This window comes from Pseudoxanthomonas spadix (assembly GCF_003703395.1).
Classification (GTDB): domain Bacteria; phylum Pseudomonadota; class Gammaproteobacteria; order Xanthomonadales; family Xanthomonadaceae; genus Pseudoxanthomonas_A; species Pseudoxanthomonas_A spadix.
Genome location: NZ_RDQN01000003.1, coordinates 115462 through 141514, shown reverse-complemented (window position 1 = coordinate 141514; position 26053 = coordinate 115462). Strand labels below are relative to the sequence as shown.

General features: G+C 68.1%; 24 protein-coding genes and 1 pseudogene. 6 read left to right on the top strand and 19 right to left on the bottom strand.

Features of this window, described 5'->3' with window-relative positions:
* Positions 1 to 89: 89 nt before the first annotated feature.
* The 5 genes from D9R12_RS05845 to D9R12_RS05825 form a co-directional block, all read right to left on the bottom strand.
* Positions 90 to 605, bottom strand: coding sequence for a regulatory protein RecX (locus D9R12_RS05845; protein ID WP_122228998.1), 516 nt, complete (start codon positions 603 to 605; stop codon positions 90 to 92).
* Positions 606 to 757: 152 nt separating this feature from the next.
* The gene (recA, locus tag D9R12_RS05840; RefSeq protein ID WP_014160185.1) at positions 758 to 1792 is read right to left on the bottom strand and encodes a recombinase RecA; all 1035 of its coding nucleotides are present in this window, start codon (positions 1790 to 1792) and stop codon (positions 758 to 760) included.
* Between the two features lie 170 nt (positions 1793 to 1962).
* Positions 1963 to 2607, bottom strand: coding sequence for a transcriptional repressor LexA (gene lexA / locus D9R12_RS05835; protein ID WP_014160184.1), 645 nt, complete (start codon positions 2605 to 2607; stop codon positions 1963 to 1965).
* Positions 2608 to 2798: 191 nt separating this feature from the next.
* Positions 2799 to 4466 carry an ABC1 kinase family protein gene (locus D9R12_RS05830; protein WP_043291010.1) on the bottom strand — a complete coding sequence of 556 codons (1668 nt, stop codon included), beginning with the start codon at positions 4464 to 4466 and terminating at the stop codon, positions 2799 to 2801.
* 20 nt (positions 4467 to 4486) lie between these two features.
* Positions 4487 to 4978, bottom strand: a complete 492-nt coding sequence (locus tag D9R12_RS05825; protein ID WP_014160182.1) for a CinA family protein — start codon at positions 4976 to 4978, stop codon at positions 4487 to 4489.
* Between the two features lie 166 nt (positions 4979 to 5144).
* Here D9R12_RS05825 and D9R12_RS05820 point away from each other — a divergent pair, with 166 nt between their 5' ends.
* Entirely contained in the window at positions 5145 to 7430 is a 2286-nt protein-coding gene (locus D9R12_RS05820; protein ID WP_122228996.1) for a glycoside hydrolase family 3 N-terminal domain-containing protein, read from the top strand.
* A gap of 53 nt (positions 7431 to 7483) precedes the next feature.
* Here D9R12_RS05820 and D9R12_RS05815 read toward each other — a convergent pair whose 3' ends face one another.
* Both D9R12_RS05815 and D9R12_RS05810 read right to left on the bottom strand, forming a co-directional pair.
* Positions 7484 to 8803 carry a sensor histidine kinase gene (locus tag D9R12_RS05815; RefSeq protein ID WP_122228994.1) on the bottom strand — a complete coding sequence of 440 codons (1320 nt, stop codon included), beginning with the start codon at positions 8801 to 8803 and terminating at the stop codon, positions 7484 to 7486.
* Entirely contained in the window at positions 8800 to 9462 is a 663-nt protein-coding gene (locus D9R12_RS05810) for a response regulator (RefSeq protein ID WP_014160179.1), read from the bottom strand. Before D9R12_RS05810 ends, D9R12_RS05815 begins: the two co-directional genes overlap by 4 nt.
* Positions 9463 to 9583: 121 nt before the next feature.
* Between D9R12_RS05810 and dsbD the strand changes: the two genes are divergently transcribed.
* The 3 genes from dsbD (at position 9584) to dsbG (ending at position 13113) form a co-directional block, all read left to right on the top strand.
* Positions 9584 to 11467 carry a protein-disulfide reductase DsbD gene (dsbD, locus tag D9R12_RS05805; RefSeq protein WP_170159163.1) on the top strand — a complete coding sequence of 628 codons (1884 nt, stop codon included), beginning with the start codon at positions 9584 to 9586 and terminating at the stop codon, positions 11465 to 11467.
* Positions 11464 to 12267, top strand: coding sequence for a TlpA disulfide reductase family protein (locus tag D9R12_RS05800; RefSeq protein WP_122228990.1), 804 nt, complete (start codon positions 11464 to 11466; stop codon positions 12265 to 12267). Before dsbD ends, D9R12_RS05800 begins: the two co-directional genes overlap by 4 nt.
* A 63-nt stretch (positions 12268 to 12330) precedes the next feature.
* A complete protein-coding gene (dsbG, locus tag D9R12_RS05795) occupies positions 12331 to 13113 on the top strand; it encodes a thiol:disulfide interchange protein DsbG (RefSeq protein WP_244671888.1) in 783 nt (260 codons plus the stop codon).
* A 7-nt stretch (positions 13114 to 13120) separates the two neighbouring features.
* Here the strand turns inward: dsbG and D9R12_RS05790 are convergent, their stop codons facing one another.
* The 10 genes from D9R12_RS05790 to D9R12_RS05745 all read right to left on the bottom strand — a co-directional run bounded on the left by D9R12_RS05790 (position 13121) and on the right by D9R12_RS05745 (position 20550).
* Positions 13121 to 13438: a DsrE family protein gene (locus D9R12_RS05790; RefSeq protein WP_122228988.1), complete on the bottom strand. Its 318-nt coding sequence runs from the start codon at positions 13436 to 13438 to the stop codon at positions 13121 to 13123.
* A gap of 153 nt (positions 13439 to 13591) precedes the next feature.
* Positions 13592 to 13711 (bottom strand): DUF2474 domain-containing protein, encoded by a 120-nt coding sequence (locus D9R12_RS05785; RefSeq protein WP_014160172.1) that lies wholly within the window; start codon positions 13709 to 13711, stop codon positions 13592 to 13594.
* Positions 13711 to 14715 carry a cytochrome d ubiquinol oxidase subunit II gene (cydB, locus tag D9R12_RS05780; protein ID WP_122228986.1) on the bottom strand — a complete coding sequence of 335 codons (1005 nt, stop codon included), beginning with the start codon at positions 14713 to 14715 and terminating at the stop codon, positions 13711 to 13713. The genes D9R12_RS05785 and cydB overlap by 1 nt, the downstream gene beginning before the upstream one ends.
* 2 nt (positions 14716 to 14717) lie before the next feature.
* A complete protein-coding gene (locus D9R12_RS05775; RefSeq protein ID WP_122228984.1) occupies positions 14718 to 16118 on the bottom strand; it encodes a cytochrome ubiquinol oxidase subunit I in 1401 nt (466 codons plus the stop codon).
* A gap of 147 nt (positions 16119 to 16265) precedes the next feature.
* Positions 16266 to 17048 (bottom strand): sulfite exporter TauE/SafE family protein, encoded by a 783-nt coding sequence (locus D9R12_RS05770; protein ID WP_210538894.1) that lies wholly within the window; start codon positions 17046 to 17048, stop codon positions 16266 to 16268.
* A 17-nt stretch (positions 17049 to 17065) separates the two neighbouring features.
* Positions 17066 to 18304 carry an NAD(P)/FAD-dependent oxidoreductase gene (locus tag D9R12_RS05765; protein WP_122228980.1) on the bottom strand — a complete coding sequence of 413 codons (1239 nt, stop codon included), beginning with the start codon at positions 18302 to 18304 and terminating at the stop codon, positions 17066 to 17068.
* A 3-nt stretch (positions 18305 to 18307) separates the two neighbouring features.
* Complete coding sequence (locus D9R12_RS05760) at positions 18308 to 18745, bottom strand: protein tyrosine phosphatase family protein (RefSeq protein ID WP_244671887.1); 438 nt, start codon at positions 18743 to 18745, stop codon at positions 18308 to 18310.
* A 19-nt stretch (positions 18746 to 18764) separates the two neighbouring features.
* Positions 18765 to 19178: a DUF6691 family protein gene (locus D9R12_RS05755; protein ID WP_122228976.1), complete on the bottom strand. Its 414-nt coding sequence runs from the start codon at positions 19176 to 19178 to the stop codon at positions 18765 to 18767.
* Positions 19175 to 19597: a YeeE/YedE family protein gene (locus tag D9R12_RS05750; RefSeq protein ID WP_210538892.1), complete on the bottom strand. Its 423-nt coding sequence runs from the start codon at positions 19595 to 19597 to the stop codon at positions 19175 to 19177. The genes D9R12_RS05755 and D9R12_RS05750 overlap by 4 nt, the downstream gene beginning before the upstream one ends.
* Before the next feature lie 14 nt (positions 19598 to 19611).
* Positions 19612 to 20550 carry an MBL fold metallo-hydrolase gene (locus D9R12_RS05745; protein ID WP_122228972.1) on the bottom strand — a complete coding sequence of 313 codons (939 nt, stop codon included), beginning with the start codon at positions 20548 to 20550 and terminating at the stop codon, positions 19612 to 19614.
* A gap of 145 nt (positions 20551 to 20695) precedes the next feature.
* Here D9R12_RS05745 and D9R12_RS05740 point away from each other — a divergent pair, with 145 nt between their 5' ends.
* Positions 20696 to 21346, top strand: coding sequence for a peroxiredoxin (locus D9R12_RS05740; protein WP_170159161.1), 651 nt, complete (start codon positions 20696 to 20698; stop codon positions 21344 to 21346).
* A 29-nt stretch (positions 21347 to 21375) separates the two neighbouring features.
* Positions 21376 to 21654 (top strand): annotated as a pseudogene (locus D9R12_RS05735) (metalloregulator ArsR/SmtB family transcription factor); the annotation flags it as partial.
* Between the two features lie 263 nt (positions 21655 to 21917).
* Here the strand turns inward: D9R12_RS05735 and D9R12_RS05730 are convergent.
* Positions 21918 to 25463 (bottom strand): T6SS phospholipase effector Tle1-like catalytic domain-containing protein, encoded by a 3546-nt coding sequence (locus tag D9R12_RS05730; RefSeq protein WP_122228968.1) that lies wholly within the window; start codon positions 25461 to 25463, stop codon positions 21918 to 21920.
* Positions 25464 to 25483: 20 nt separating this feature from the next.
* Positions 25484 to 26002: a hypothetical protein gene (locus tag D9R12_RS05725; protein WP_122228966.1), complete on the bottom strand. Its 519-nt coding sequence runs from the start codon at positions 26000 to 26002 to the stop codon at positions 25484 to 25486.
* Positions 26003 to 26053: the final 51 nt, after the last annotated feature.

The following is a 26053-nucleotide window of genomic DNA, read 5'->3' as shown; positions in this document are numbered from 1 at the left end:
CTGGCAAAACGGGCCGCGATCCCCTTACATGCGGATGCAGCCAGTCCCGGACAACCTTGAGCCGCAAAGGGTAACAAACCCCATGGCCTTCAGTCGTCCGGTTGCCCGCGCAGCACTGCTCGCACGGTCGGGCCGTCGAAGCCGCGCCGCATCAGCAGGTCGGCCGCCTTGCGCTGGCCGGTCAGTTCCCGTGGACCGTCCGGGCCGAATCGGCGCGCAACCAGGCCCTGGGCCAGCGCGCGCCAGTCACCTTCAAACGTTGCCATGGCCGCCGCGACCTGGGCCGCGTCCAGGCCGTGGGTTTCCAGTTCGAGCTGGATGTAGCGCGGCCCGTAGCCGGAACCGGCGCGGCTGCGGACCAGCAGCTCGGCAAAGCGCGCGTCGTCCTGCCAGCCCTCCCCTGCCAGGCGCGAGACCGCCGCCGCGGCCGCCTCGCCGTCGACTCCGCGCGCGGTCAGTTTGCCGATGAGCTCCTTGCGCGAGTGTTCGCGCCGGACCAGCAGCGACAGGGCGCGCTGGAGCGGAGTCGGCTCGGGCCTGCGCCGGCGCCGGCCTTCCGCCGCGGCGTCTTGCGCAGGCGCAGCGGTGGGGTCAGGGTCTTCCATTGCGGCCCTCCAGCCGGCCGGGACCGAAATCCCTGGCCGGAAAACAAGACCGGAGGCGGCACCCTCGCGGGCCCCTGCTCCCGGCATGCCCTGCACCACCCAGGGCGGCGGCGCCACTGACCGCAGCGCCGACCCGCGTGGCAGCGATGAGCTCAGTCGACATCGACCTCGTCGTTCTCACGGGCCGCCACTTCGGCCGGCTGGAACTTCTCGCGCAGCTCGGCCTCCAGCCTGGCGGCCACGGCCGGATTTTCGCGCAGGTAGGTGCGGGCATTGTCCTTGCCCTGGCCAATGCGCTCGTCGCCGTAGCTGTACCAGGCGCCGGCCTTGTCGACCAGCTTGGCTTCCACGCCCATGTCGATCAGCTCGCCCTCGCGGCTGATGCCCTCCCCGTACAGGATCTCGGTGACGACCTGCTTGAACGGGGGCGCCATCTTGTTCTTGACGACCTTGATGCGGGTCTGGTTGCCGATGATCTCATCGCCCTTCTTGATCGCGCCGATGCGGCGGATGTCCAGGCGCACCGAGGCGTAGAACTTCAGCGCGTTGCCGCCGGTGGTCACTTCCGGGCTCTGGCCCGGCATCATCACGCCGATCTTCATGCGCAGCTGGTTGATGAAGATCACCAGGGTGTTGGAGCGCTTGATGTTGCCGGTCAGCTTGCGCAGCGCCTGGCTCATCAGCCGGGCCTGCAGGCCCGGCAGCTGATCGCCCATCTCGCCTTCGATCTCGGCCTTGGGGGTCAGCGCGGCGACCGAGTCGATGACCACGATGTCCACCGAGTTGGAGCGCACCAGCATGTCGGCGATCTCCAGCGCCTGCTCGCCGGTGTCGGGCTGGGACAGCAGCAGGTCGTCGACGTTGACGCCCAGCTTGCCCGCGTAGATCGGATCCAGCGCATGCTCGGCGTCGATGAAGGCCGCGGTGCCGCCCAGCTTCTGACACTGCGCGATGGCCTGCAGGGTCAGGGTGGTCTTGCCCGAGGACTCCGGCCCGTAGACCTCGACCACGCGGCCCTTGGGCAGGCCGCCGATGCCCAGTGCGATGTCCAGCATCAGCGAACCGGTCGGGATGACTTCGGCCGCCTCGATCACGCGGTCGCCCATGCGCATCACCGAGCCCTTGCCGAACTGGCGTTCGATCTGGGTCAGGGCGGCAGCCAGGGCGCGCTTCTTGTTCTCGTCCATTTTCGGTGTCCTCAAAGGGGTGGTGATCTGTTGGGAAGCAATCTAGGGGTAGGTGATCGCACGGACTGAGACCGGCGCGACCCCCTGTAAAAATGCGTCAGCCGGGGTGGAACGGACAGCAGGCAAGCACGCGGCGTGGCGTCGGAAAAATCCGCAATCGCCTGGGCGGTTCATCGGTTGGGCCGCACCAGCCCGCAGTACAGGCCTTCGATGGCGAAGTCCTGGCCCGGCTTGACCTCGATCGGGGAATAGTCGGGGTTGCGCGGCAGCAGGCGGATCGAATCGCGGCCAATCTTGAGCAGCTTGACGGTGATCTCTTCATCGATGCGCGCCACCACGATCTGGCCGCTGCGCGCATCGCCGGTGCGGTGCACCCCGATCAGGTCGCCATCGAAGATGCCCTCGTCCCGCATCGAGTCGCCCTTGACCTTGAGCAGGTAATCCGGCGAGGGCGAGAACAACACCCGGTCCAGCACCACGTAGGCATGGTGGTCGGCGTCGGCCCCGATCGGCGTGCCGGCGGCGACCCGGCCCAGCACCGGCAGGCGCAGCGCGGAGGAGTCATTGGCCGCGGCGAAGTTCATCGAGGCCTGCACCGGCGGTGGCGCGTGCAGGACCCGGATGCCGCGCGCCCGGCCGGGCCTGCGCTCGATGGCGCCAGCTGCTTCCAGCGCCTCCAGGTGGTATTGCGCGGCGCGCACGCCCTTGAAGCCGAAGGCCCTGGCGATCTCGGCCTGCGAGGGCGGCATGCCTTCGGCTTCGATGCGCTCGGCAATGTGGGCGAGGATCGCCTGCTGGGTAGCGGTGAGGTCCATGATTAGTATTAATACTACTAACGCGGCCAGCTCGCAAGTCCGGCAAGCACACGCTGGAAGCCATCTGCACGATTCTCGAAGGCCAGCCCGGCGACCTGCTCCCATCCCGGCCGGATCGGAATTCCTCAAGTCCCCGCGCTACCCACCTCGCGCCCGCCACCACGGCCGCCGCAGGCGCGAGAACAGCCGCTTCAGCGCCTGCCGCTGCGCAGGATCCAGACCAGCAGCACCACTCCGCACAGCCCCGCGCCGATGAAGCCGCCCAGTCCCAGGACAGTGCGGAAGCGGCTGGCCACCCCGCCGCTGTCGATGACGATGGACGAGCCGACGATCAGGGCCGCGGTGATGATGCCCATGGTCAGCCGGTTGACCGCGTGGGCGACCTGGTTGCCGAATGGCCGCAGGCTGGTCACTTCCAGCTTGAACTTGCCCTGCCCGTAGCGGCGCAGCATCCGCCGCAGTTCGCGCGGCAGGTCTTCCAGCAGGTCCAGCGAACCGGCCAGGGCGCGTTGGCCGCGCTTGGCCAGGCGGCGCGGCGAATAGCGCTGCAGCATCGCCCGCTCCAGGAACGGGCGCGCCTCGCTGGCCATGTCGAAGTCCGGGTCGAGCAGCCGGCCCAGCCCCTCCAGGGTCAGGAAGGCCTTGATCATCAGCGCCAGGTCGCCCGGCAGCACCAGTGCGTGCTGGCGCAGCAGCGCCGACACCCCCAGCAGCATCCGGCCCATGTGCAGGTCCTTCAGCGCCAGGCCGCGGTACTGGTCGATCATCTCGTCGATGTCGGCCTGCAGCCGCGCTTCGTCGACCTCGGCCTGGCCGGCCCAGTCGATCAGGATGTCGGCCACGTCCTCCGGCCGCTGCGCCACCAGTCCGTACAGCAGACGCGCGACCTGCCCGCGCCGCTGGGCGTTGACGTGGCCGACCATGCCGAAGTCGATCACCGCGATGCGCCCGTCGGGCAGGTAGAAAATGTTGCCGGGATGCGGATCGGCGTGGAACAGGCCGTCCTCGAGCACCATCTTCAGCACGATGTTGGCGCCGCTGCGTGCCAGCTGGGCCCGATCCAGGCCGGCGGCCTCGACCGCGGCGATGTCCGCGCCGGGAATGGCGCCGACGAACTCCTGCACGTTCAGCCGCTCGCTGGTCAACGGCCAGACCACCGCAGGCACCACGATTTCCGGGTGGCCGGCGAAATTGGCCGCGATGCGCTCGGCGTTGCGGCATTCGGCGGCGAAGTCCAGCTCGTTGCGCAGCGACGCGGTGAACTGGCGCACCACCTCGACCGGGTGGTAGCGACGCAGATCCGGAGCACGCGCCTCGGCGATGTCGGCCAGCCGCGCCAGCAGGCGCAGGTCGGCCTCGACCACCTCGCGGATGCCCGGCCTGCGGATCTTCAGCACCAGCGCGGTGCCGTCGGCCAGCCAGGCGCGGTGGGTCTGGGCCAGCGAGGCGGCCGCCAGCGGCACGGTGTCGATGCGCGCGAAGATGTCCTCCGGTTCGCAGCCCAGGTCCTGGCGCACCTGCGGCCGGAGCAGTTCGAAATCCAGCGCCGGGACGTTGTTCTGCAGCTGGCCCAGTTCGCGCAGGTATTCCGGCGGCAGCAGGTCCACGCGGGTGGACAGGATCTGGCCGAACTTGATGAAGGTCGGGCCCAGGTCCTGCAGGGTGCGGCGCAGGCGTTCGGGCGTGGGCATGGTCAGGTACTGGTCGGCATGCTCCATGCGCAGCAGCCGGCCCGCCTTTTCCAGCGCGCCGGTCATGCCCACGCGCGCGGCCACATCGCCGAACCCGTAGCGCAACAGCACCACGGCGATCTCCTGGATCCGGCCCAGGTCGCGCACGCTGCTCAGCGTGTCCCACAGCGAACCGTGCCCGGACCCGCTCACAGCATCGACTCCAGGCCTTGCAGGGCCGCGGCCACGGTCTGGCGGCGCACCGCGTCGCGATCGCCGTCGAACCGGAAGACCTGGGCGCGGGCGTAGCCGCCGCGGCGTTTCCAGCCGATCCAGACGGTGCCGACCGGCTTGTCTTCGCTGCCGCCGCCCGGCCCGGCGATGCCGGTCACCGCCACCGCAACGCTGGCCCCGGAATTGACCAGCGCGCCGGAGACCATTTCGATCGCGGTCTCGCGGCTGACCGCGCCAAAGGTCTCCAGGGTCTGCGGGCGCACTCCCAGCAGCGCCTGCTTGGCCTCGTAGCTGTAGGCCACCATGCCGCAGTCGAACCAGACCGAGGACCCGGCGATGTCGGTCATGGCCTTGGCGATCCAGCCGCCGGTACAGCTTTCGGCGGTGACCAGCATGTCGCGCTGGGCGCGCAGCTGCTGGCCGACGGAGATGGCCAGCTGTTCGAGTTCGGCATCGGTGGGCGGCATCGGTGAGGCACTTGCATTGAGGGACTGCCGTGAGTATCCCAGATCGGGCCGCGGCGACCTGCGGGGTGGCCGTCGTGCAGTGCGGCGTGCTTCCTGCTTGTAAACGATTACATTGCGTCCCCGGCGCCGCCGTGGGGCGGCCAATCAGGCTCTGAAGGGGAGCGAGATGACACCAGGCGGAATCACGCGCCGGCAGCTGCTGGTGGCCACCGGCGCGGCCACCCTGCTCTGGCAGCTGCCAATGGGCCTGGCCCTGGGCCGCGACGCGGGCAAGGCGCCGGCCTTCATCGACACCCTCATCGGCAAGATGACCCTGCAGGAGAAAGCCGGCCAGCTGACCCTGTTCAGCTCGGCCAGCCAGAACGGCGCGGCCGCCGCGGCCAACCCGGTCACTTTCACCGGTGCGGTGTCCGCGCAGATCGCCGCAGCCATCGCCGGCCAGCTCACCGGCGTGTTCAACAGTTCCAACGTGCTCTGGCACGAGCGCCTGCAAAAGGCGGCGATGCAGAGCCGGCTGAAGATCCCGATGATCTTCGCCGCCGACGTGATCCATGGCTTCACCACGGTCTTTCCGGTGCCGCTGGGCGAATCGGCCAGCTTCGAGCCGGAGCTGGCCCGGCGCACCGCACGCGCGGCGGCGATGGAAGCGGCCTCGGTCGGCATCGACTGGACCTTCGCGCCGATGGTGGACATCGCCCGCGATGCGCGCTGGGGCCGCGGGGTGGAAGGCAGTGGCGAGGACGTGCTGCTGGGCCGGCGCATGGCCGCCGCGCGCGTGCAGGGCTTCCAGGGCGAGCGCGGCCTGGCCGATCCGGAGGCGGTGGCCGCCTGTCCCAAGCATTTCTGCGCCTATGGCGCGGCCGAGGGCGGCCTGGACTACAACACCACCGACGTGTCCGAGCGGGTGCTGCGGCAGACCTATTTCCCGCCGTTCCAGGCCGGGTTCGAGGCCGGCGCACTGACCACGATGGCCGCGTTCAACGAGATCTCCGGGATCCCGGCCACGGCCAACAAGTGGCTGCTGGACGATGTGCTGCGCGGCCAATGGGATTTCCGCGGCGTGGTGGTGTCCGATTACACCGGCGATGAGGAGCTGATCGCGCATGGTTTTGCCCGCGATGGCCGCGACGCGGCGCGCCTGGCGATCCTGGCCGGTGTCGACATGAGCATGCAGAGCGGCCTGTACCTCAAGCACCTGCCCGACCTGGTGGAAAGCGGCGAGGTGCCGTTGGCGGTGGTGGATGCCTCGGTGCGCCGGGTGCTGCAGCTCAAGGCGCAGCTGGGGCTGTTCGACGATCCGTTCCGCCGGATCAGGCCGTCGGCGCCCTCGCGCCAGCGCCTGCCCGAAACCCTGGCCCTGGCGCGCGAAGCGGCGCGCAAGTCGGTGGTGCTGCTCAAGAACGACAACCAGGTCCTGCCGCTGCGCGCCGGCGGCCAGCACATCGCCCTGATCGGTCCGCTGGCCCAGGACTGGGACAGCACCAAGGGGCCGTGGACGCTGTTCGGCGGCGACGATTCGGCCAGCGACCTGGCCAGTGGCCTGAAGCAGGCCATGACCGATCCGACCCAGCTGAGCGTGGTGGCCGGCTGCGGCTACCAAGGCCCGCTGCCCGGCGGCATCGAGGACGCGGTCAACGCGGCCAATGCCGCCGATGTGGTGATCATGGCCATCGGCGAGTCGCGCGACCACTCGGGCGAGGCGCGTTCGCGCACCTCGATCACCGTGCCGCAGCCGCAGCTGGACCTGCTGGACGCGGTGGCCGCCACCGGCAAGCCGGTCGTGGTAGTGCTCGGCAACGGCCGCGCGCTGGCGCTGGGCGAGCTGCTGCCCAAGGCGCAGGCGGTGCTGGTCGGCTGGTACCTGGGTTCGGCCTCGGGCCTGGGGCTGGCCGACGTGCTGTTTGGCACGTACGGCCCATCCGCGCGTCTGCCGGTGAGCTTCCCGCGCGAATCGGGCCAGGTGCCCTACTACTACGACCACAAGATCACCGGCCGGCCCGATCCGCATCCGGAGAAGCTGAGCGCGTTCAAGACCCGATACATGACCACGCCGAATGCGGCGCTGTTTCCGTTCGGCTTCGGCCTGACCTATGGCCGGATCGAATACGGCGGGCTGGACATCGGCGAGGGCAGGCTCACCGCCGAGGGCACGCTGGCCATTCGCGCCACCGTGCACAACCGCGGCACGCGCGCGGCCGAGGAAGTGGTCCAGCTCTACATCCACGATCGTGCGGCCAGCATCACCCGCCCCGTGCAGGAGCTGAAGGACTTCCGCAAGGTCGCACTGGCGCCCGGTGCCAGCGCGCAAGTGCACTTCACCCTGCGCCGCGCCGACCTGTTGTTCATCGGCCAGGACCTGAAGCCCACCGTCGAACCGGGCACCTTCGACCTGTGGGTCGCCCCGTCGGCCGAAGTGGATGGCCTGCACGCCACCTTCGAACTGCTGGCTTGATTGGCCTGGTGCGCCCAGTGCCCACCCCATCGGCCGGGCTGCCGGCCAACCCCTCAGGACTTCAATGGCAGCGCCAGCACGCAGACGCTGCCTGCGGCCGAGCTTTCGATCGAGAGCCTGCCGCCCAGCCGCTTGGCGATGGCTTGCGCCAGCGGCAAACCCAGGCCATGGCCTTCGACCGAACCGTGTCGCCAGAACCGGCGCGTGGCCAGCTCCGGGTCCATTCCGGGGCCCTGGTCGCTGACCGCGATGTGCACGGTGGCGTCGACCCGCGTGACCTCGACCCGCACCGGCCCATCCGAATACTTGAGCGCGTTGTCCACCAGGTTCGCCAGGGCCAGCGTCCACAGCGCTGCGCGCCCCGGGATGTGCAGCATCGCCAGCCCTGGATGGACCTGAAGCGCCACCCGTGCGCTGCCGGCTTCACTGCCGTCCAGGGCAGTGCTGAGCAGGGTCTGCAGGCGCAGCGGTTCGGCATTGTCCGGCAGCGGCTCGCTGGCATCGAGCCTGGCCAGCAACAGCAGGTCCTCGATGATCGCGCGCATGCGCAGGGCCCCCTGCCGGGCGTCGTCAAGCGCTTCGCGTCCGCGCGGGCCGGCGTCGAGCCGGGCGACCTGCAGATGGGTATCGATCACCGTCAGCGGGGTGCGCAGCTCGTGCGCTGCGCTGCTGGCAAAGGCGCGCTCACGTTCGAAGGCACGCGCATCGCGCTCGAAGCTCTCGTTGAGCACCCCGGCCAGGGCCGCCAGTTCGGTGGGCATGCCCGCCGTCGGCAATACGGTCGGCTGGGCTGAACTGCGCCCGGCGATGCGCTGGCTCATCAGCCTGAGCGGGGCCAATCCACGCCCCAGGCCCCACCACAGCAGTCCCAATCCGCCCAGACCGGCGATTGCAAACGGCAGCCCTGCCACCAGCGCGACATGCCGCGCCAGCGCGTCGCGTTCGCCCATCCGGTCGGCCGTGCTGATCACCAGGCCGTCCCTGACCAGGGTATAGGTCCGCCAGCGCACGCCACCGGCCATGGCCATGCCGTAGCCGGGGATGCCGCGACCGAGTACGTCCTGGGGCGCATTGGCCGTGGTGGCCAATATCTCGCCACGCAGCGAACGCACCTGGCAGGCGACCGCCTGTTGGCGTGGAATGGTGACCGGGCCCGATGCCAGCCGGCTGCCCGGAGCAAGCGCACCGCCCATGTTGCCGACCAGGCCGGCCACCATTTCGGCCGACATCGCCAGCCGCCGGTCCAGGGCCTGGCCGATGCTGCGGTCCAGGTCGTGCAACATCCACGCAGCCGAGGCCGACCACAGCAGTGCCAGGGCCACGCCGATGCCCAGGGTCAGGCGCAGGGTCAGGCTGCGGGGAAGCCACTTCACGGCCGGTGTCCGAGGCGATAGCCGAGCCCGCGCACGGTCACCACCACGTCCTTCCACAGCTTGCGGCGCAGATGATGGATGTGCACGTTGATCGTGTTGCTCTCCACATCGTCATCAAATCCATACAGCTCGCCCTTGAGCTGCTCTGCGCTCAGGCAGCGTCCATTGGCCTGCATGAGCGCAGCCAGCAGGTGGCTTTCGCGCCGCGACAATGCGATTTCACGACCATCCAGGCTGGCCCAGCCGCTGGCCGGCTCCAGTCGCAGCCCGGCATGCTCGATGACCTGCGCGGCGCGGCCGGCCTTGCGGCGCTGCAGGGCGTGCAGCCTGGCCGCCAGTTCGCCCAGGTCGAATGGCTTGCCCATGTAATCGTCCGCGCCGGCCTCCAGTCCAACGATCCGCTCCGGGGTCTCGCCGCGGGCCGACAACACCAGCACCGCCGCCTGCTCGCCGCGCTGCCTGAGACGGCGCAGCAGCAACAGGCCATCCTCATCGGGCAGGCCCAGGTCCAGCACGATGACCTCGTGGGTGGCGCTGGCCAGCGCGGCCTCGGCCTCGGCCGCGCTGGCCACGTGATCGACCGTGATCGCCGCTGCCGCGAGCCCGGCCACGATCCCCTTGGCGATGAGCAGGTTGTCCTCGACAAGCAGGATGCGCATGCATGATCTCCGGCAATGGGCGCCAGACTGTAGCGCGCCACGCCGCGCCGGTTCGCCGCTTAAGACTGGCTTAATCGCACCCGGGCAGCATGGAGCCGGTTCCTCCACCGGAAGCTTGCCCTTGCCTCACACCGTTGTCCGCCTGGCGTTGGCCACCGCGCTGTCCTTGACTGCGGTACACCTTGAGCCCGCCGCCCAGGCCCGGCCCTGGGCCGGCGAGCCGACCTACCTGCCTGCCGCGCAGGTCGTGGAATTCCAGGTGGAGGCCGCCGACCCTGGCCACTTGCGCGTGGAATTGGAGATCGCGCAAGGCTACTACCTGTACCGGGACCAGTTTGCCGCGAGCGATGCCAGCGGGCGCGCACTGGCGCTGACGCTGCCGCCGGGAACAGCACGCCACGATGACAGCTATGGCGACACCAGGGTCTACGAAGGCCGGCAGACGCTGACCATCGAAACGCCTGCGCAGCCCGAGATCAGCCTGCGCTGGCAGGGTTGCGCCGAAGGTGGAATCTGCTATCCGCCGCAGACCCACACCCTGTACGCGCCGGCTGGGTCCGGCCGCAGCCCGGCGGACACCGTCCAGTCCGCCTCGCCCCCTGCAGCAGCCACGCCCGCATCGATGCCGGTTGCGGGGCCGCCGTCGGCGGCGGGCGCCGCGCAGACCCAGACAAATGGCGGTCCGATGGCCGCCCAGGACCAGTCGCTGGCCGCACGCCTGCGCCAGGCACCCTTGCCGCTGTCATTGGCGCTGTTCTTCGGCATGGGGCTGCTCCTGGCGTTCACGCCCTGCTCGCTGCCGATGCTGCCAATCGTCTCCGGCCTTGTGGTGGGACGGCAACGCAGCATGCGCCGGACCGCGCTGCTGGCCGGCACCTATGTGCTGGCCATGGCGCTCACCTACGCGCTGCTGGGGGTGATCGCCGGCCTGGCTGGTGCCGGCCTTCAGGCCTCGCTGCAGCACCCGGTGATCCTGTCGGCTTTCGCAGGCGTGTTCGTGATCCTGGCATTGTCGCTGTTCGGTGCGTTCGAACTGCAGCTTCCGGCGTCGCTCTCGCGGCGGCTGGATGGCCTGGGCCGCAACAGTCAGGCGGGCAAGCTGGCCGGCGCGGCGGTCCTGGGGGTGCTGTCGGCGGCGCTCGTCGGCCCCTGCATGACCGCTCCGCTCGCCGGGGCGCTGCTTTTCCTCAGCCAGAGCGGTAGCGCGATGGTCGGTGGCGCCGCGTTGTTTGCGCTGGGGTTGGGAATGGGACTGCCGCTGATCCTGGTGGCCACGCTGGGGGCGCGGGTGTTGCCGCGGCCCGGCCCCTGGATGGATGTGATTCGCGTGGCCTTTGGGGCAGTGATGCTGGCCGTGGCCATTTCGATGCTGGCGCGCTTTGTTGATCCGGCCAGCGTGCAGGCGCTGTGGGGTGCCTGGCTCCTGCTGGTGGCCGTGCTGCTGGTGGCGCGTGAGCAAGCTGGCGCCAGCAGGGGCCTGCGTCGCTGGGCCCCGCGCTACCTGGCGGGCATCTGCCTGCTGTGCGGCGTATCGCTGCTGGTGGGTGCCCTGGCCGGAAACAGCGATCCGCTGCGCCCGCTCCAGGTGTTTGCAGGGACCGCCGACAGCACGCCGTCCAGCCAGGCAGGTGCACCGCTGCGGTTCGAGGAGCCGGCCGATGTCACCTCCCTGGATCAGGCGGTTGCCCAAGCCGGCAAGCGGGCACGGTGGACACTGGTGGATGTCTATGCCGACTGGTGCGTGAGCTGCAAGGTGATCGAGCGTGAAGTCTTCGGCGACCCACGCGTGCAGGCGCGCCTTGCCACGGTGACCCTGCTGCGGCCTGACGTGACCGAGAACGATGCCAAGGATCAGGCGCTGATGTCGCGCCATGGCATCGCCGGCCCGCCGACATTGATGCTGATCGGCCCCGACGGGCACGAGCGCAGGCAGCTGCGCATGGTGGGCGAAACCAGCGCCGAGGACTTCCTCGCGCGCCTGGACGCAGCCGGTGTCGGCCGATGATCAGCCTGGGCCCGCTGCCGATCGTGGCGATCCTGGCACTGGCCTGCTGCGGCATCGCGCTGGGGCTGGTGAAGTGGCAGCTGCGCCGCCAGGCGCCTCCCGTCCCCCGGCGTGGCGCCGACGTCGCCTTCTGGATGCTGCTGTGGCTGTTGCTGGCGGCGCGGGCGGGCTTCGTGCTGACCCGCATGGACAGCTACGCCAGCGACCCGCTCTCGCTGCTGCGCTTCGCTGACGGCGGCTTCAGCCTGCCCTGGGGGATCGCGGCGGCGCTGCTGTACGGCGGCTGGGCGACCCGCAGCCAGCGGCGGCTACGCGCGCCGCTGCTGGTGTCGATGTCTGCAGCGCTTGCGCTGTGGTGGGTCGGCGGCTGGGCGATCAGCGCGGCACAGCGCGAAGCGATCGTGCTGCCGGAGGTCGCACTGCAGACCCTCGATGGCCGACCGACCACGCTCGCCGCCCACCGCGGCAAGCCCATCGTGCTGAACCTGTGGGCCACCTGGTGTCCCCCCTGCCGTCGCGAAATGCCGGTCCTGGCTCGCGCACAGGCCAGCCAGTCGCACGCCCAGATCCTGCTGGTCAACCAGGGGGAAGACCAGGCGACCATCAGCCACTACCTGCAGACCCAGGGCCTGCAGGTCCGCGATGTCTATCTCGATCCGGGCATGCACAGCATGAAGGCCGCAGGGACACAGGGACTGCCCACCACGCTGTTCTTCGACGCCAACGGCCGGCTGGTCGACGCCCACATGGGCGAGATCACCGCCCCGGTGCTGCAGGACAAGCTTTCCCTTCTTGATTGACACCCTTACCTACCCAAGTGGAGCCACCGCATGCGTTTTGACCTTCGCCGTAGCCTGATTGCCATGTCCATGGCGCTCCCGATGGGATGCGCCAACAGCACGCCGGGCCAGGCCGACCAGGGCACCGACGCAAAGCCGGCCGCATCGCAACAGGACCAGCCAGCGGTGATCAAGGCGCTGGAGCAGCAGGGGCTGGAGATCCAGGGGCGCTTCGAGGCGCCCTCGGGCCTGCGCGGCTACGCAGGATCGGCCGGCGGGCGTCCGATCTCGGTCTACCTGACCTCCGATGGCAAGTACGCACTGGTTGGCACGCTCATCGATGCCCAGGGCAACGACGTGGGCGCCGAAGCGCTGCGCAAGCTGGTGTCCGGACCGGCTGGGCAAAAGATGTGGGAGCAGCTGGAGCACAGCACGGTGGTGGTGGACGGACAAGCGGACGCGGCCCGGATCATCTACACCTTCACCGATCCCAATTGCCCGTATTGCAACGCCTTCTGGCGCGCCTCGCGGCCCTGGGTGGAAGCGGGCAAGGTGCAGTTGCGGCACGTGCTGGTCGGGATCATCAAGCAGGACAGCCCGACCAAGGCCGCCGCCATCCTGCAGGCCAGCTCGCCCGCCCAGGCGCTGGCCTACAACGAGCAGCACCACGACCAGGGTGGCATCAAGCCGGCCGCTTCGGTTTCGCCGGAGGTGGCCAAGACCCTGCAGCAGAACCTCATGCTGATGACCGCGCTGGGCTTCCAGGGCACGCCGGCCATCGTCTTCAAGGATGCACAGGGCCAGGTGCAGACCCGCTCGGGCATGCCGCAGGGCGCAGACCTGGAGAACGTCCTGGGCCCGAAGTGAGCCCGGCTCAGGCGTGGATGTAGTGCCAGCCCGCCTGTTGCATGCGGGCGATGGCCAGCACCGCGCCTTCTTCGAGCACGCGCAGCGGGGCAGCCGCCTGGCGCTTCAGGCCGCGCAGGGTATTGGGGCACACCCAGGTCATCGCATCGACCGCCGCGTCAGCCTGGTCGAGCAGGCTGGATACCGCCGCCGCGCCATTGACCACGATCCGTACTTCGACCGCGCGCTCGCCGGCGCCGGCGGCGTTCTTGGCATTGCTGCGCGCACGTTCCAGGCTGGCCGGACTTGAAGCATGCAGCACGATGCGCATGGCAGGATCATTCATGGGTATGGACCTGTGCAGGGTCAGTCTTCAAGCCACTGTGATCGGCAGTCTGGTCACGACACCAGGCATCATCATTTCGCGCCGATCTTGGTACTGCGCAGGCGCGCTCGCCGCAACCGGGCAAACCATGCAAGCCGGCGTGACTGCATCCATTCACTGCTGCAACCATCGGCGCAGCACGCCGGCGACGATGCCAAGCGCCAGCACGCTGGACAGCCAGATGCCTGCAAGCCATGCGAGCCGTTTCCAGAGCGGGGACTCGGGCTTTTCCATCAGTGGTATCCCTCGGTGCCGACCTTGCCCCTGAAGATCCAGTAGGACCAACCGGTGTAGGCGATGATCACCGGGACGATGATCGCGGTACCGACCAGCATGAATTCCTGGCTCTCCGGCGGAGCGGCTGCTTCCCAGATGCTCACCGCGCCCGGCACCACGTACGGGAAGACGCTGATCAACAAGCCGGTGAAGCCAAGCAGGAACAGCGCCAGCGCCATGAGGAAGGGGACCCGCTCGCGGCCAGCGCGCAGGCTTCGGAACAGGACAAAGGCCACGATCAACGTGAGCAATGGCACCTGGGCGGTGAGCAGGACGGTGGGCATGGCCAGCCAGCGACGCGCGTATTCCAGTGACAGCAATGGCGTTGCGACGCTGACTGCTGCAATGGCAAACAGCACTGCCAAGAGCAGCCAGGAAGCCAGGCGCCTGGCATGCGCCTGGGCACTGCCTTCGGTCTTGCCAATGAGCCAGGTCGAACCCAGCAGCGCATAGCCGGCCAGCAGGGCAACGCCAGTGACCAGGGAGAACGGGCTGAGCCAGTCGAGCCATCCACCGGCATACGCCTGGCGCTGGACATGGATGCCCTGCAGGATCGCGCCCAGCATCACGCCCTGGGCGAAGGTCGCCATGATCGAGCCCAGGCAAAACGCCCAATCCCAGAATGCACGGTGTCGCCCATCACGCCATCGGAACTCGAAGGCCACACCGCGGAACACCAGGCCCAACAGCATGGCGATCACCAGCGGATAGGTCGCCGGCAGGATGATGGCATAGGCCACCGGGAATGCCGCCATCAGCCCGCCACCGCCCATGACCAGCCAGGTTTCGTTGCCATCCCAGACCGGGGCGATGGAATTCATCGCCTGGTCGCGCTCCTGGCCCACGGCAAAACTGGGAAAAAGAATGCCGATGCCAAGATCAAAGCCGTCCATCACCACATAGGCAAAGACGGCGAAGGCGATGATGCCTGCCCAGACCAGTGTCAGATCAACGCCTGCCATGCTCAATGCTCCCCGGGAAGCCGCCGGACCGCGGCCGCGGCCGGTGTGATGCCGGCCGCGTGCTGCGGGAGCCGCTCCGGCTCGGCCTCGTGCGGCTGAGGAGGCTTGGCCATCAGCCGCAAGATGTAGTAGGTGCCTGCACCGAAGGCAAAAAAGTACACGATGACGAACGCCAGCAACGACGCAGCCAGCGCCGGCGCATGGAGCGGCGAGGCCGACTGCGCCGTCCGCAGCAGGCCGTAGACGGTGAATGGCTGGCGACCGACTTCGGTGGTGACCCAACCGGCGATCACCGCGATGAACCCGGCAGGCCCCATGGCCAGCGCCGCACGATGCAGCCAGCGCCAGGCGTACAACTTTTTGCGCACCCGTGCCAGCAGGCCCAGGGCCCCAAGCCCAAGCATGGCCATGCCCAGCCCGACCATGATCCGGAACGACCAGAACACCACCGGCGTGGGCGGCCACAACTCGCGCGGATAATCGGTCAGCCCGGGCAGTGGCGCATTGGGGTCGTGCTTGAGGATCAGCGAGCCGATCCTGGGGATCGAGACCTCGCCATGCACCTTGGCTGCGTCATTGTCCGGAAGCCCGAACAGGATCAGTGGCGCCCCTTCCGGGCTGGGCTGGTAGTCACCTTCCATGGCCAGGACCTTGACCGGCTGGTGCTCCAGCGTGTTCAGGCCATGCGCATCGCCGACCAGGATCTGGATGGGCGCGGCGATGGCCACCATCCACATCGCCATCGAGAACATCTTGCGGGCGCCGGCGTTGGCGCGGTCCTTGAGCAGGTGCCAGGCGCCGACCGCGCCGACCACCAGCGAGGTGGTCAGGAAGGCGGCAATGACCGTGTGCACAAGGCGATACGGGAAGCTGGGGTTGAAGATGATCGGCAGCCACGAGCCTGCCGGAACGAACTGCCCGTCGGCATTGATCGCATAGCCGGCAGGGGTCTGCATCCAGCTGTTGACACTGATGATCCAGGTCGCCGAGATCAGGGTCCCCAGCGCCACCATGCAGGTCGCGAAGAAATGCAGCCGGGGGCCAACCTTGGAGATGCCGAACAACATCACCCCCAGGAACCCGGCCTCCAGGAAGAACGCCGTCATCACCTCGTAGGCCATCAGCGGCCCGATGATCGGGCCCGCCTTGGCCGAGAACACCGACCAGTTGGTTCCAAACTGGTAGGACATCACGATGCCCGAGACCACGCCCATGCCAAACACCACGGCGAAGATCTTCAGCCAGTAACGGTAGAGGTTGGCGTACAGGCCGCTGCCGGTGCGCAGCCACATGGCTTCGAGCACCATCAGGAAGCTGGCCAGGCCGATGGAAAACGCCGGAAAGATGAAGTGGAAGGAGACGGTAAACGCAAACTGCGCCCGCGCCAGTAGCAGGGCATCCATCAGATCACCTCAATCAAGTCGCGGCGCCGGGCGCCCTTGCAAAACAAGCCAACCTTGTCGACCACCTTTGACACCCATCCGATCACCAGCGGCTGGCGGGGCAGCCGACGCACGCAGGGTCCGCACCGCATCGTCAATCCACCGTGATCAACGCGCGCCATGGATCGCCAGGGCCGACTTGACCAGCATGTACAGCGCGGTGACAAAGATCAGTGCTGCGAACACGGCATTGAGCGTGCCTCGCCGCCTGGACAGATGCGTGGCCAGACGCGCCCCGAACAGTCCGCCGAACAAGCCACCGCCAATAAAGACCGCTGCCAGCGCCCAGTCCACCAGGCCGGAACGGGCGTAGTTGAGTGCGGTGGTCAGGCCGAAGGCAGTGACCGCCACCAGTGAACTGCCCACCGCATACAGCATCGGCATGCGCGTGGCCGCCACCAGCCCCGGCACGATCAGGAAGCCACCGCCAATGCCGAAGAACCCGGACAGCGCGCCGGCCAGGCCCCCGCCCAGCAGCAGGCGCGGCCCGTTCTGCCGGTTGAGGTGGACATCCGGGTCGCCCTGGGCGTCGCGCTTTTTCAACATCAGCACGCCGACCACGATCATCAGCAACGCGAACAGCATCAGCAGCTTCTGTCCATCGAAGGCCTTGCCCAGACTGGAGCCGAGGAAAGCACCAGCAACGCCAGCCAGGGCGAACACGCCCGCGCAGGCCCACTTCACGTTGCCACGCCGGGCGTGGTTGGCCAGGTTGGTCGCGGCGTTGACCGCCACCGCCAGGGCGCTGGTGCCGATGGCGACATGTGGGTTGTCCACCCCGACCAGATAGACCATCAGCGGTACCGCCAGGATCGAGCCGCCACCACCGACCAATCCCAGGGTAAAGCCCACCAGCACGCCCGCACCCATTCCGAGCACGTATTGCAACACCGTCAGCGTCGGCATCTTTACAGGGTTCCCGGGGCGGCGACGCGATCGGGCGCGCACAGCCACTCGCGACCCTTGAGCATGGCGTCCCAGTACAGGAGCGGCATCGCCTCGGACTTCAGATACCAGGCCAGGCGCGAGGGACGCCGTCCGTCGATCAGCCATTCCGGGAAGGTCGGCATCAATTTGCCGCCGTAACCGAATTCCGCCAGCACGATCTTGCCGCGCTCGACGGTGAGCGGGCACGCGCCATAGCCGTCGTATACCGCGGTCAGCGGCTTGCCGGCCAGGGTCGCCAGGACGTTCTCTGCCACCACCGGCGCGTGCTTGCGCGCGGCAGCGGCCGTCTTGGCGTTGGTCGTGCCGACGACATCGCCCACGCCGAACACGTTGGGATGGCTGGGGTGGCGCAGGCTGGCCGGGTCCACTTCCAGCCAACCGGCGTCATTGGCCAGCTGGCTGTCGCCGATCAGGCCAGGCGCCCGCTGCGGCGGGCATACGTGCAGCATGTCGAACGGGCGGATGCTCTCCTTGCTCGCGCCATCGGCCGCCTGTGTGGCGAACGTGGCCACCTTGGCGCGACCGTCCACGGCGACCAGGGTCGAGCCAAGGTTCAGTTCAATGCCGTAGCGCTCCACGTATTCCATCAGCGCCGGCACGTAGTCGGCCACGCCAAACAAGGCCGGCCCCGCACTGTGGAACTCGATGTTGATATCGGACAACAGGCCCTGTCGGCGCCAGTGGTCGGCTGACAGGTACATCGCCTTCTGCGGGGCACCGGCGCACTTGATCGGCATCGGCGGCTGGGTGAACAGTGCCTTGCCGCCGCGGAGCTTCTGGACCAGCTCCCAGGTGTAGGGCGCCAGGTCGAAGCGGTAGTTGGAGGTCACCCCGCCATGGCCCAGCGCCTGGCGCAGGCCGGGGATGGCATCCCAGTCCAGTTCCAGGCCGGTGGCGACCACCAGGGCGCGGTAGCACACCGAGCCGCCGCCAGCCAGGTGGACCCGGTCATTCGGCGCATCGATGGCTTCGGCCGCCACCTGCTTCCAGCCAATGCATGCGGGCACCAGGCTGGCCATCGGGCGCACGGTCTGCGGTGCATCGAACACGCCGGCGCCGACCATCGTCCAGCCGGGCTGGTAGTAGTGTTCCTGGCGCGGCTCGAGCAGGCAGATGCGCAGGCCGGATTCGCGCCGCAGCAGGCTGGCGGCCACCGCCAGGCCGCCACTGCCGCCGCCGATGACCACCACGTCGTACATCTGTCAGCTCGCCTTGTCCGGCGCGGCCAGCTTTGCCATCCGCTCGGCCTGCCCGGACAGGTCGTACCCTGCCTGGGCGGCTGCCTGCAGCAGCTGCGCGACCGGCTGCTGTCGCGCCTGCGACAACGCCCACAGGGTGGCCGCGCGCGTGCCGGTCTTGCAGAACCCGAGCACCGGGCCGGGCAAGGTGTCCAGCAGCGTGCCGAAACGGGCGATGTCCGCATCTGAGATGGCGCCGCCGACCACCGGCACGTGTTCGAACTGCAGGCCGGCCGCCTTGGCGGCACTGGCAATCTCCGCGGTGGCGGGCTGGTCTGGCGATTCGCCATCGGGCCGATTGCTGATGATCGAGCGGAAGCCCATTGCCGCCAGGGCCGGCAGATCCTCAGGCTGGATTTGCGGAAGCACCGAAAGGCGCTCATCGAGCATGCGAGGTGTCATGGCAGGGTGTTCCTTTGCGTCAGCGACGCGCGTGGAAAAGGCGAAACAGGGCCATGCCACCGAGCATGGCCAGGACGAACACGACGAAGGGCCAGCGCCCGCTCACCAGCGCGGCCACGGCCGGGCCCGGGCACAGGCCAACCAGGCCCCAGCCGATGCCGAACAGCGCCGCGCCGATGACCAGCGGGGCGTCGATGCGTCCGCCGCTGGGCACCTGGGCGCGGTCCTCCAGCACCGGCGCCTGGCGACGCAGGTGCCAGCGGTAGGCCAGGGTCGAAGGCACCAGACCGGCGGCCATCACCAATGCCAGCGACGGATCCCACGCGCCGAAGATGTCCAGGAAAGCCAGCACCCGCGCCGGGTTGGCCATGTCCGAGATGATCAGGCCGGCGCCGAACAGCAACCCGCAGGCCAAGGCGGCCAGGGCCTTCATGGCGCACCTCCGATCAGGTGCCGCACGACCCAGACCGTGCCCACCCCGAAGGCCATGAACACGCCGGTGGCCACCAGCGAGCGCGGCGAGAGCCGGGCGATTCCGCAGATGCCGTGTCCGCTGGTGCAACCCGAGCCCAGCCGGGTGCCGTAGCCGACTAGCAGGCCGCCGATGACCAGCACCGGCCAGGCGCCGGTCACCTGCAGGTCCGGCATCCCGCGCAGCCGCATCGCAATGGCGCTGCCGCCGAGCAGCCCGATGAGGAACCACACCGCCAGCCCGCGCGCGGTGTTGCGCGCCAGCCCGGTGGCCGCGGCGACCAGACCGGAGATGCCGGCGATGCGGCCCAGCAGGATCAGGTAGCCGCCGGCGGCCAGCCCGATCAGGGCGCCACCGGCCACCGGCCAGTACCAGGCGATGGTCTGTACCGTACTCACAGCAGGTCCAGCGGCAGCTTGAGGTAACGCACGCCGTTGTCCTCCGGTTCGGGAAGGCGTCCGCCGCGCATGTTCACCTGCACCGAAGGCAGGATCAGGCGCGGCATGGGCAGGGTGGCGTCTCGCTGCTCGCGCATCTGCACAAAGCTGTCCTCGTCCACCCCCTGGTGCACGTGGACATTGCCGCTGCGCTCGGCCTCGATGCTGGTCTCCCAGGCGTACTGGTCGCGTCCGGGCGCCTTGTAGTCATGGCACAGGAACACCCGCGCCTGCCCCGGCAGGGCCAGCAGGCGCTGGATCGAGCGGTACAGCGTGCGCGCGCTGCCGCCAGGGAAGTCGCAGCGGGCAGTGCCGTAGTCGGGCATGAACAGCGTGTCGCCCGGAAACACCGCATCGCCGATGACGTAGGCCATGCACGCCGGGGTGTGGCCGGGCACGTGCAGGGCCGTGGCCTGCAGGCCACCGATGCCGAAGCGCTCGCCCTCGGCGATCAGGTGATCGAACTGGCTGCCGTCGCGCGCAAAGCCGGTGCCGGCGTTGAAGATCTTGCCGAAGACTTCCTGCACCACGGTGATGTGGGAGCCGATCGCCAGTCGCCCGCCCAGGTGTTCCTGCAGCAGCGGTGCGGCGGAGAGATGGTCGGCGTGGGCGTGGGTCTCCAGCAGCCATTCCACCTTCAGTCCCTGGTCGCGCACGAACTCGACCAGTTGCATCGCCGAGGCGTGCGAGGTCCGCCCGCTGGCCATGTCGAAGTCCAGCACGCTGTCGATGATCGCGCAGGCAGCGCTGTCCGGATCCTTCACCACATGGCTGGCGGTGAAGGTGGCCTCGTCGAAGAAAGTCGTCACCTGCGGACGCGGCGAGCGTCCGTGCAGGGCGTCATCGACGGTGGATTGGGCAAGCAGGAGTGCGGAATCCCGAGTGTCGCCAGTCATGCGCATGTACACCGATGAAGATCAGAGTGGCGCTATAGTTATACATACTCATAAAGTATGCAACTATTGGACGCCCCTGGAAGCGCGCGTGTCGACAGGCGGCGCTTTAGACTTGTTTGCGCGCCTTTCCCACACCGGCTCCCGCATGTCTCGAACCGAACCTTTCGCCAATGCGTCCACTCCGCTTCGCCTGAACGATGTGGCGCCGGGTTTCCACGCGCGCACCACCCTTGGCGAGGTGTCGCTTGCGGACTACCGCGGCCGCTGGCTGGTGTTTTTCTCGCACCCGGCCGACTTCACCCCGGTGTGCACCAGCGAGTTCATGGCCTTTTCCGCGGCCCAGCCACGCTTCGAAGCGATCGGCTGCGACCTGCTGGCCCTGTCGGTGGACGGGCTGTTCTCCCATCTGGCCTGGATCCGTGACATCCGCGACCGCTTCGGGGTGACGGTGAATTTTCCCCTGATCGAAGACCCGTCGATGGCCATTGCGCGCGGCTATGGCATGGTCGGCGCCGAGGCCGGCGACAGCGCCACGGTGCGGGCGACCTACGTCATCGACCCGCAGGGGGTGATCCGCGCGATCAGCTGGTACCCGATGAACGTGGGCCGCTCGGTCGAGGAACTGCTGCGCCTGGTCGCCGCGCTGCAGGCGGTGGACCAGACCGACACCGGGACCCCCGAGGGCTGGCAGCCGGGCGGCAGACTGTTGCAATCCGCCGCAGTCGACTCCGGCACCGCCCTGGCGCTCCAGCCTGGCCAAGGCGAGGCCTGGTACTACCTCTGGAGCAAGGCATGAGGGCCATCAGCGCCGCCGAACTGGAGGAAATGAAGGCCAAGGCACCGGAAGTGTCCGAACTGCTGCGACTGATGGCCACCCCCTCGCGGCTGCTGCTGCTTTGCCAGCTGTCGCAAGGAGAAGCTTCGGTGGGCGAACTCGAACAGGCCGTGGGCATCCGTCAGCCGGCCCTGTCCCAGCAACTGGCCGACCTGCGCCAGCACAAGCTGGTCAGCACCCGGCGCCAGTCGCGTTCGATCTTCTATCGGATCGCCGACCCGCGCGTGCAGCAGCTGCTGGCGGCGATGTATACGATTTTCTGTGCCGACCTCTGTGCCGAAGGCCGGTCAACACCCAAGCCACCACCGCCCTCACCGGACAAGCCCAGCACGGGTGCGGCGCGATTTGCGCGCCTGGATCCGGTGCAATAGCGGCACCGGAGGATCGCGCCGTGCATCGGCGGACTGCTTGCTCGTTCCTCAGGCGACACCGTGGTTGACCAGACGGCAAGCGAGCATCCGGCGCGCGGCCAGGCAAGTGACGCGGTTCGGCACCGATGAGCCTGGCTGCCTGAAGCCGCAGCTGAAAACCCTCAACCCATCACTGGCGCGCCGCGCCCGGGAGCTTGCTGGCTGCGCTGCTGGTCCATGGCCAGCTGCTGCTCGCGCTGCTGGTTGACCACCTGCAGCTGCTGCAGGGTGTCCTGCACCGGCGGTGCCTGTCGACTGACATCGATCGCCACGCGTTGGCCTTCACCGGTGCCAATGATCCACAGCCGATCACCGGCCATGGTCATGCCCCCGATCTTGCTGGCGTCATCGATGCCGCTCCGCTTGGCAGCCAGCATGGACTGGGCCACCTGATCGTCGCCAATGTGGCCCGGCGTGCCTCGCCGCAGATGGGCGAACATGACCTGGTCGGCCATCGACATGGCCGAAATGGCGTGAGCCTGTGCAGGTTCACGCGCGGCCGCAGGCGCCTTGCCGGCCAGGTGCGATGAAAGCGTACTTTCCAGCCGCACGGCGTATTCCTGCATCGAAAGCCCCTGCGCCTGCCTGGGGACGATGCTGACCTCGCGTGGCGTGTCGAATGCGCTGAGCTGCTGGATGCCGCGCACATTGCCATCCGCCCCCATCCTGACCTGACTGATGTGCAAGCCCTTGGCCACGCTTTCATTGAGCAGGGCAGCGGCGATCTTCTCGCTGTGCGGACCCGGGGCGATGCCCTGGCCGGCTTCCATGTAATGCACTTCGCGCAGGATGCGCTGGTAGGTGGCATGGCCTGCATGGCCGGGATCGGTAAAGCTGGCCGAGCGTGCCGGCATCGGCGCCGGTGTCGCCTGCTCCTGCGAATGTGGTGGTGCGGGTTGGGGCTCCTGCGGCAGCGCAGGGCCGGGCTGGCCAGCGGTATCGGACATCGCCGGGCCGGGCACGTTGGCCGGTGGCGTAGGCGTGTCCGGCGGCGTCGCTTCGCCCCGTGTCAACGCGGGCGGCCGAGTGGACTGTCCATGACCCGTGCTGGGTGCGACCACCGAGACCGTGGCCAAGGTGGCCGTTGCCGTTTCGACGTGCTGCTGGCGGACCTCAGCCAGCGCCTGCCGGATTTCTTGTGTGGTGGTGGTCGCCACCAGGTGGTCCACGCCGTCTGTGCCCCGCTGATAGTGGGCGATCGGGCTGTCGGCACCGAACTGCCCGGTCTCGTTGCGCAACAGCTTTACCGATCCTTGACCGGTGATGCCGTGCGCCTGGCGCGTGCGCTGGCTGGCCAGTTCGATGGCCTGCTGGAAGTCAGGGTTCAGCTCGGTCCCTGCGACCCGATAGCGGTGCAGCAGTTCGTTCTGCTCCACCTGCGCCGGTGTCGGTGCGGGCCGGGCCTGCAACTGGGCCAAGGTCTGCTGCGCCTGCTCCAAAACAGGCTGGCGCACCTGCCAGGTCAATTCCAGCTCCAATGCCCGGTTGCCTTCTGCCGCTTCGCCAGTGTCCTTGCGGACCCATTGCACGGTCTGTTCGGCTTGCTCGCGGCGATAGAGGCGATTGTCCGAACCGGTCACCGTATCGGGCTTGGCGCGGGCTGCTTCCACCGCAGCAGGCACGCCGATGAAATCCTGTGTCCGCTGCGCGGCGGCGTTTTCCAGATATGACTGGGCGATGGCTTCCCGGCTGTTTGCGATGTTGTGCTGGATGATTCCCAGCGCTTGCCTGTCCAGTTCGACCTTGCGTTCGGGCAGTGCGATCTGGGTTTGGTAGACGCCCGTGTCATTGACCCCCGTCAATGCCACCTTGACCGAGCGCGACCATTGATCGGAGCGGGCGTCGTAGCGCCAATCGGGATTGTCCAGCCTGCGCTCGCCGTCACTGGCTGGCACGCTGAAGGGGTCTTGCGGTGCCGGCACCTTGCCCAGGGCCAGTTCGACGGCCGCCGCGTTGGCATGGGCATTGAGTTCGCGCGACTTTTCGTAGCTGGCGCCGAAAGAGGAGTCGATGGCAGCATCGTCACCGTCACCGTTGCCGCGGTCGAGCTGGCCCTCGCGTGTCCATTCCCGCCCCGTGAACTGCCAGTCCACCCCGGCCTTGTCGGTCTGGCGGAAGACCTTGTGGTTGTCCACCAGATCCGAACCATGTTCGAAGGCCTTGCTCATCAACAATGCATCGCCGGCGACGATGGCTGCAGGCACGAAGCCGGACGCACCCATGGCATAGGTCGCCGCAGCTCCGCCCACCCAGCCGCCTGCGTTTCTGGCCCACGCATGGTTGATCTCGGACTGGGCGGCCGTGTGATTGCCCTGCTCCATCAGCTCCGAGACGCGGCGCGCTGTCTGCACGCCGTCGTAGGCTGTCGCGCCCACACCCAACGCGACGCCAGCCCCGCCGGCAACCCCGCGGGCCAGGTTGGCCAGTTTCTGCTCGCCGGTCAGCGGCCCGATGCCTGCAGCCTCGGCCGCGGCGATGCGTTCCAGGTTGGCCACGGCGCGCTCGCCAGGCCGGTCTGGCACCGGACCGATGCGCACCTGGGTCATCGCCTCACGCGCGAGCTCCCGCGCAAGCGGCTTGGGACCATGCGGCACCGACTCCGGCATGGCGACCTGGCCGGCCGCCACGGGCAGCTCAGGGGCCAGGCGTGTATTGACGCCTTCGGGCATGGACCGGCTGACCTTGCGGTCCAGCTGGTAGATCGGCATGCCCTCGTGTGAGTTGTGCACCCGGTTCAGGCGCGGATCGTCCGGCTCATGCACCTTCTCGAACATGGGCGCGCCTGGCCGCTGCGCGTTGAGAAAATCGACCGTCAGGTTGAGGCTGCGATTGGACAACCCATCACGCAGGTAGCTTCCACCAATGTCCGAGTGCGCGCCCGCCACCGCCACGTTGAGGAAACGTCCGTCCTCGGACAGCCCCAACGGCATGACGCGGTCGGAGATGAACTTCACCCGCTGTTCGTCCAGCGCGGTGATCTGGAAACCGGACACCACTGACGGCGCCAGTCTGCGATCGGCCAGCTCCTGCACGCCGGTGGAGACCGGATCGAACAGGGCCACCGACTGCGGCGTCTGTCCGGGGGGCGCGATGTGGCGGGTGTAAGAGATGCGTCCTTCGGCATCTTCGACACGGCTGGTCGGGTCGACGATGCCGCGTTGATCCAGCAGGTTGGTGAAGATCGCGCACTGCGTGCCGCCTCGGCTGAAGCCGACCGAACAGACGCTGATCTTGACGCCTGGTTCTGCTTGATCCCACTCCCAAGCCTTGTCCACGAGCTTCTCGTACATCTCCTCCAAGCGGGTTTCGTAGGTGTAGCCAAGCGCACCATCCAGCGCCCGAGCAAGTGCCTGGTCCTGAGTGCCGACGCCTGCGACATAGTGAAAATCGACCTGAGCATCGGTTTTCTTCAGATCGATGATCCGATCGCGCAGCCGTCCAACATTGGTGGCATGCAGCGGATCCTTCTCCGCGTCGTTGCCAGTCCCGTCGAAGAAGGCATAGAAGAGCTTCTCACGCGGATTGGCCGCATCGAGCAGGCGCGGCACCTGGAAGCGTGACAGCTGCGCGCTGGCGTCCCGGAAGGTTTGCAGCCGCGCTTGGTCGGCGGGGAACGAGGTGACGTCATCGTCCATCGGCACGATTGGCTGTTGGTCGTTGTCCGCCATGTCGGCGCTCCTTGTCCGAGTCAGTAGGTATGGGTCCAGACTTCTATCAGGTCATTGCGTCCCATGCTTCTAGGGTTGCCAGGAATCTGAGGTTCTTTGGTGGCGACTAGCGCCCGGGTATAAACCGTAATCGTGCGGTCATTGATCTCCATCAGGACGTGAATGGAGACCGGATCGATTGCATTGGCCGCAAGCCAGCCCTCCGGAATGTCCTCCCTGGGCACGTTGTGGCGCACCAACCGGTCCTTGAACATGGCGCCGATGTCGATCCGGGCATGGTGTTCGGTGCCGTCCAGCGAGATCCAGTCCACCTGCGCAGGCGGGGGGAAACACTTGTCGACGCCCGTTCCCGCCGTCCACCGCTGCTTCCAATCCCCAGCGGGTGGAGGGCCAGAGGCTTCAAACTCGTAGCGACGCGTGAACTGGTCCCGGTCGTAGACCACGCTGCAACGCTGCGTGTTGTAGCAAGCCGCTTCGAAGTTATGCCGCGTGAACTTCAACGGCCACGGATCCTTGGAACGGGAAATCAGGCCCAACATGCAAATCTCCTTCTCGCAATCGACGCGCCGATGCTAAGCCAGCGGCGCGGT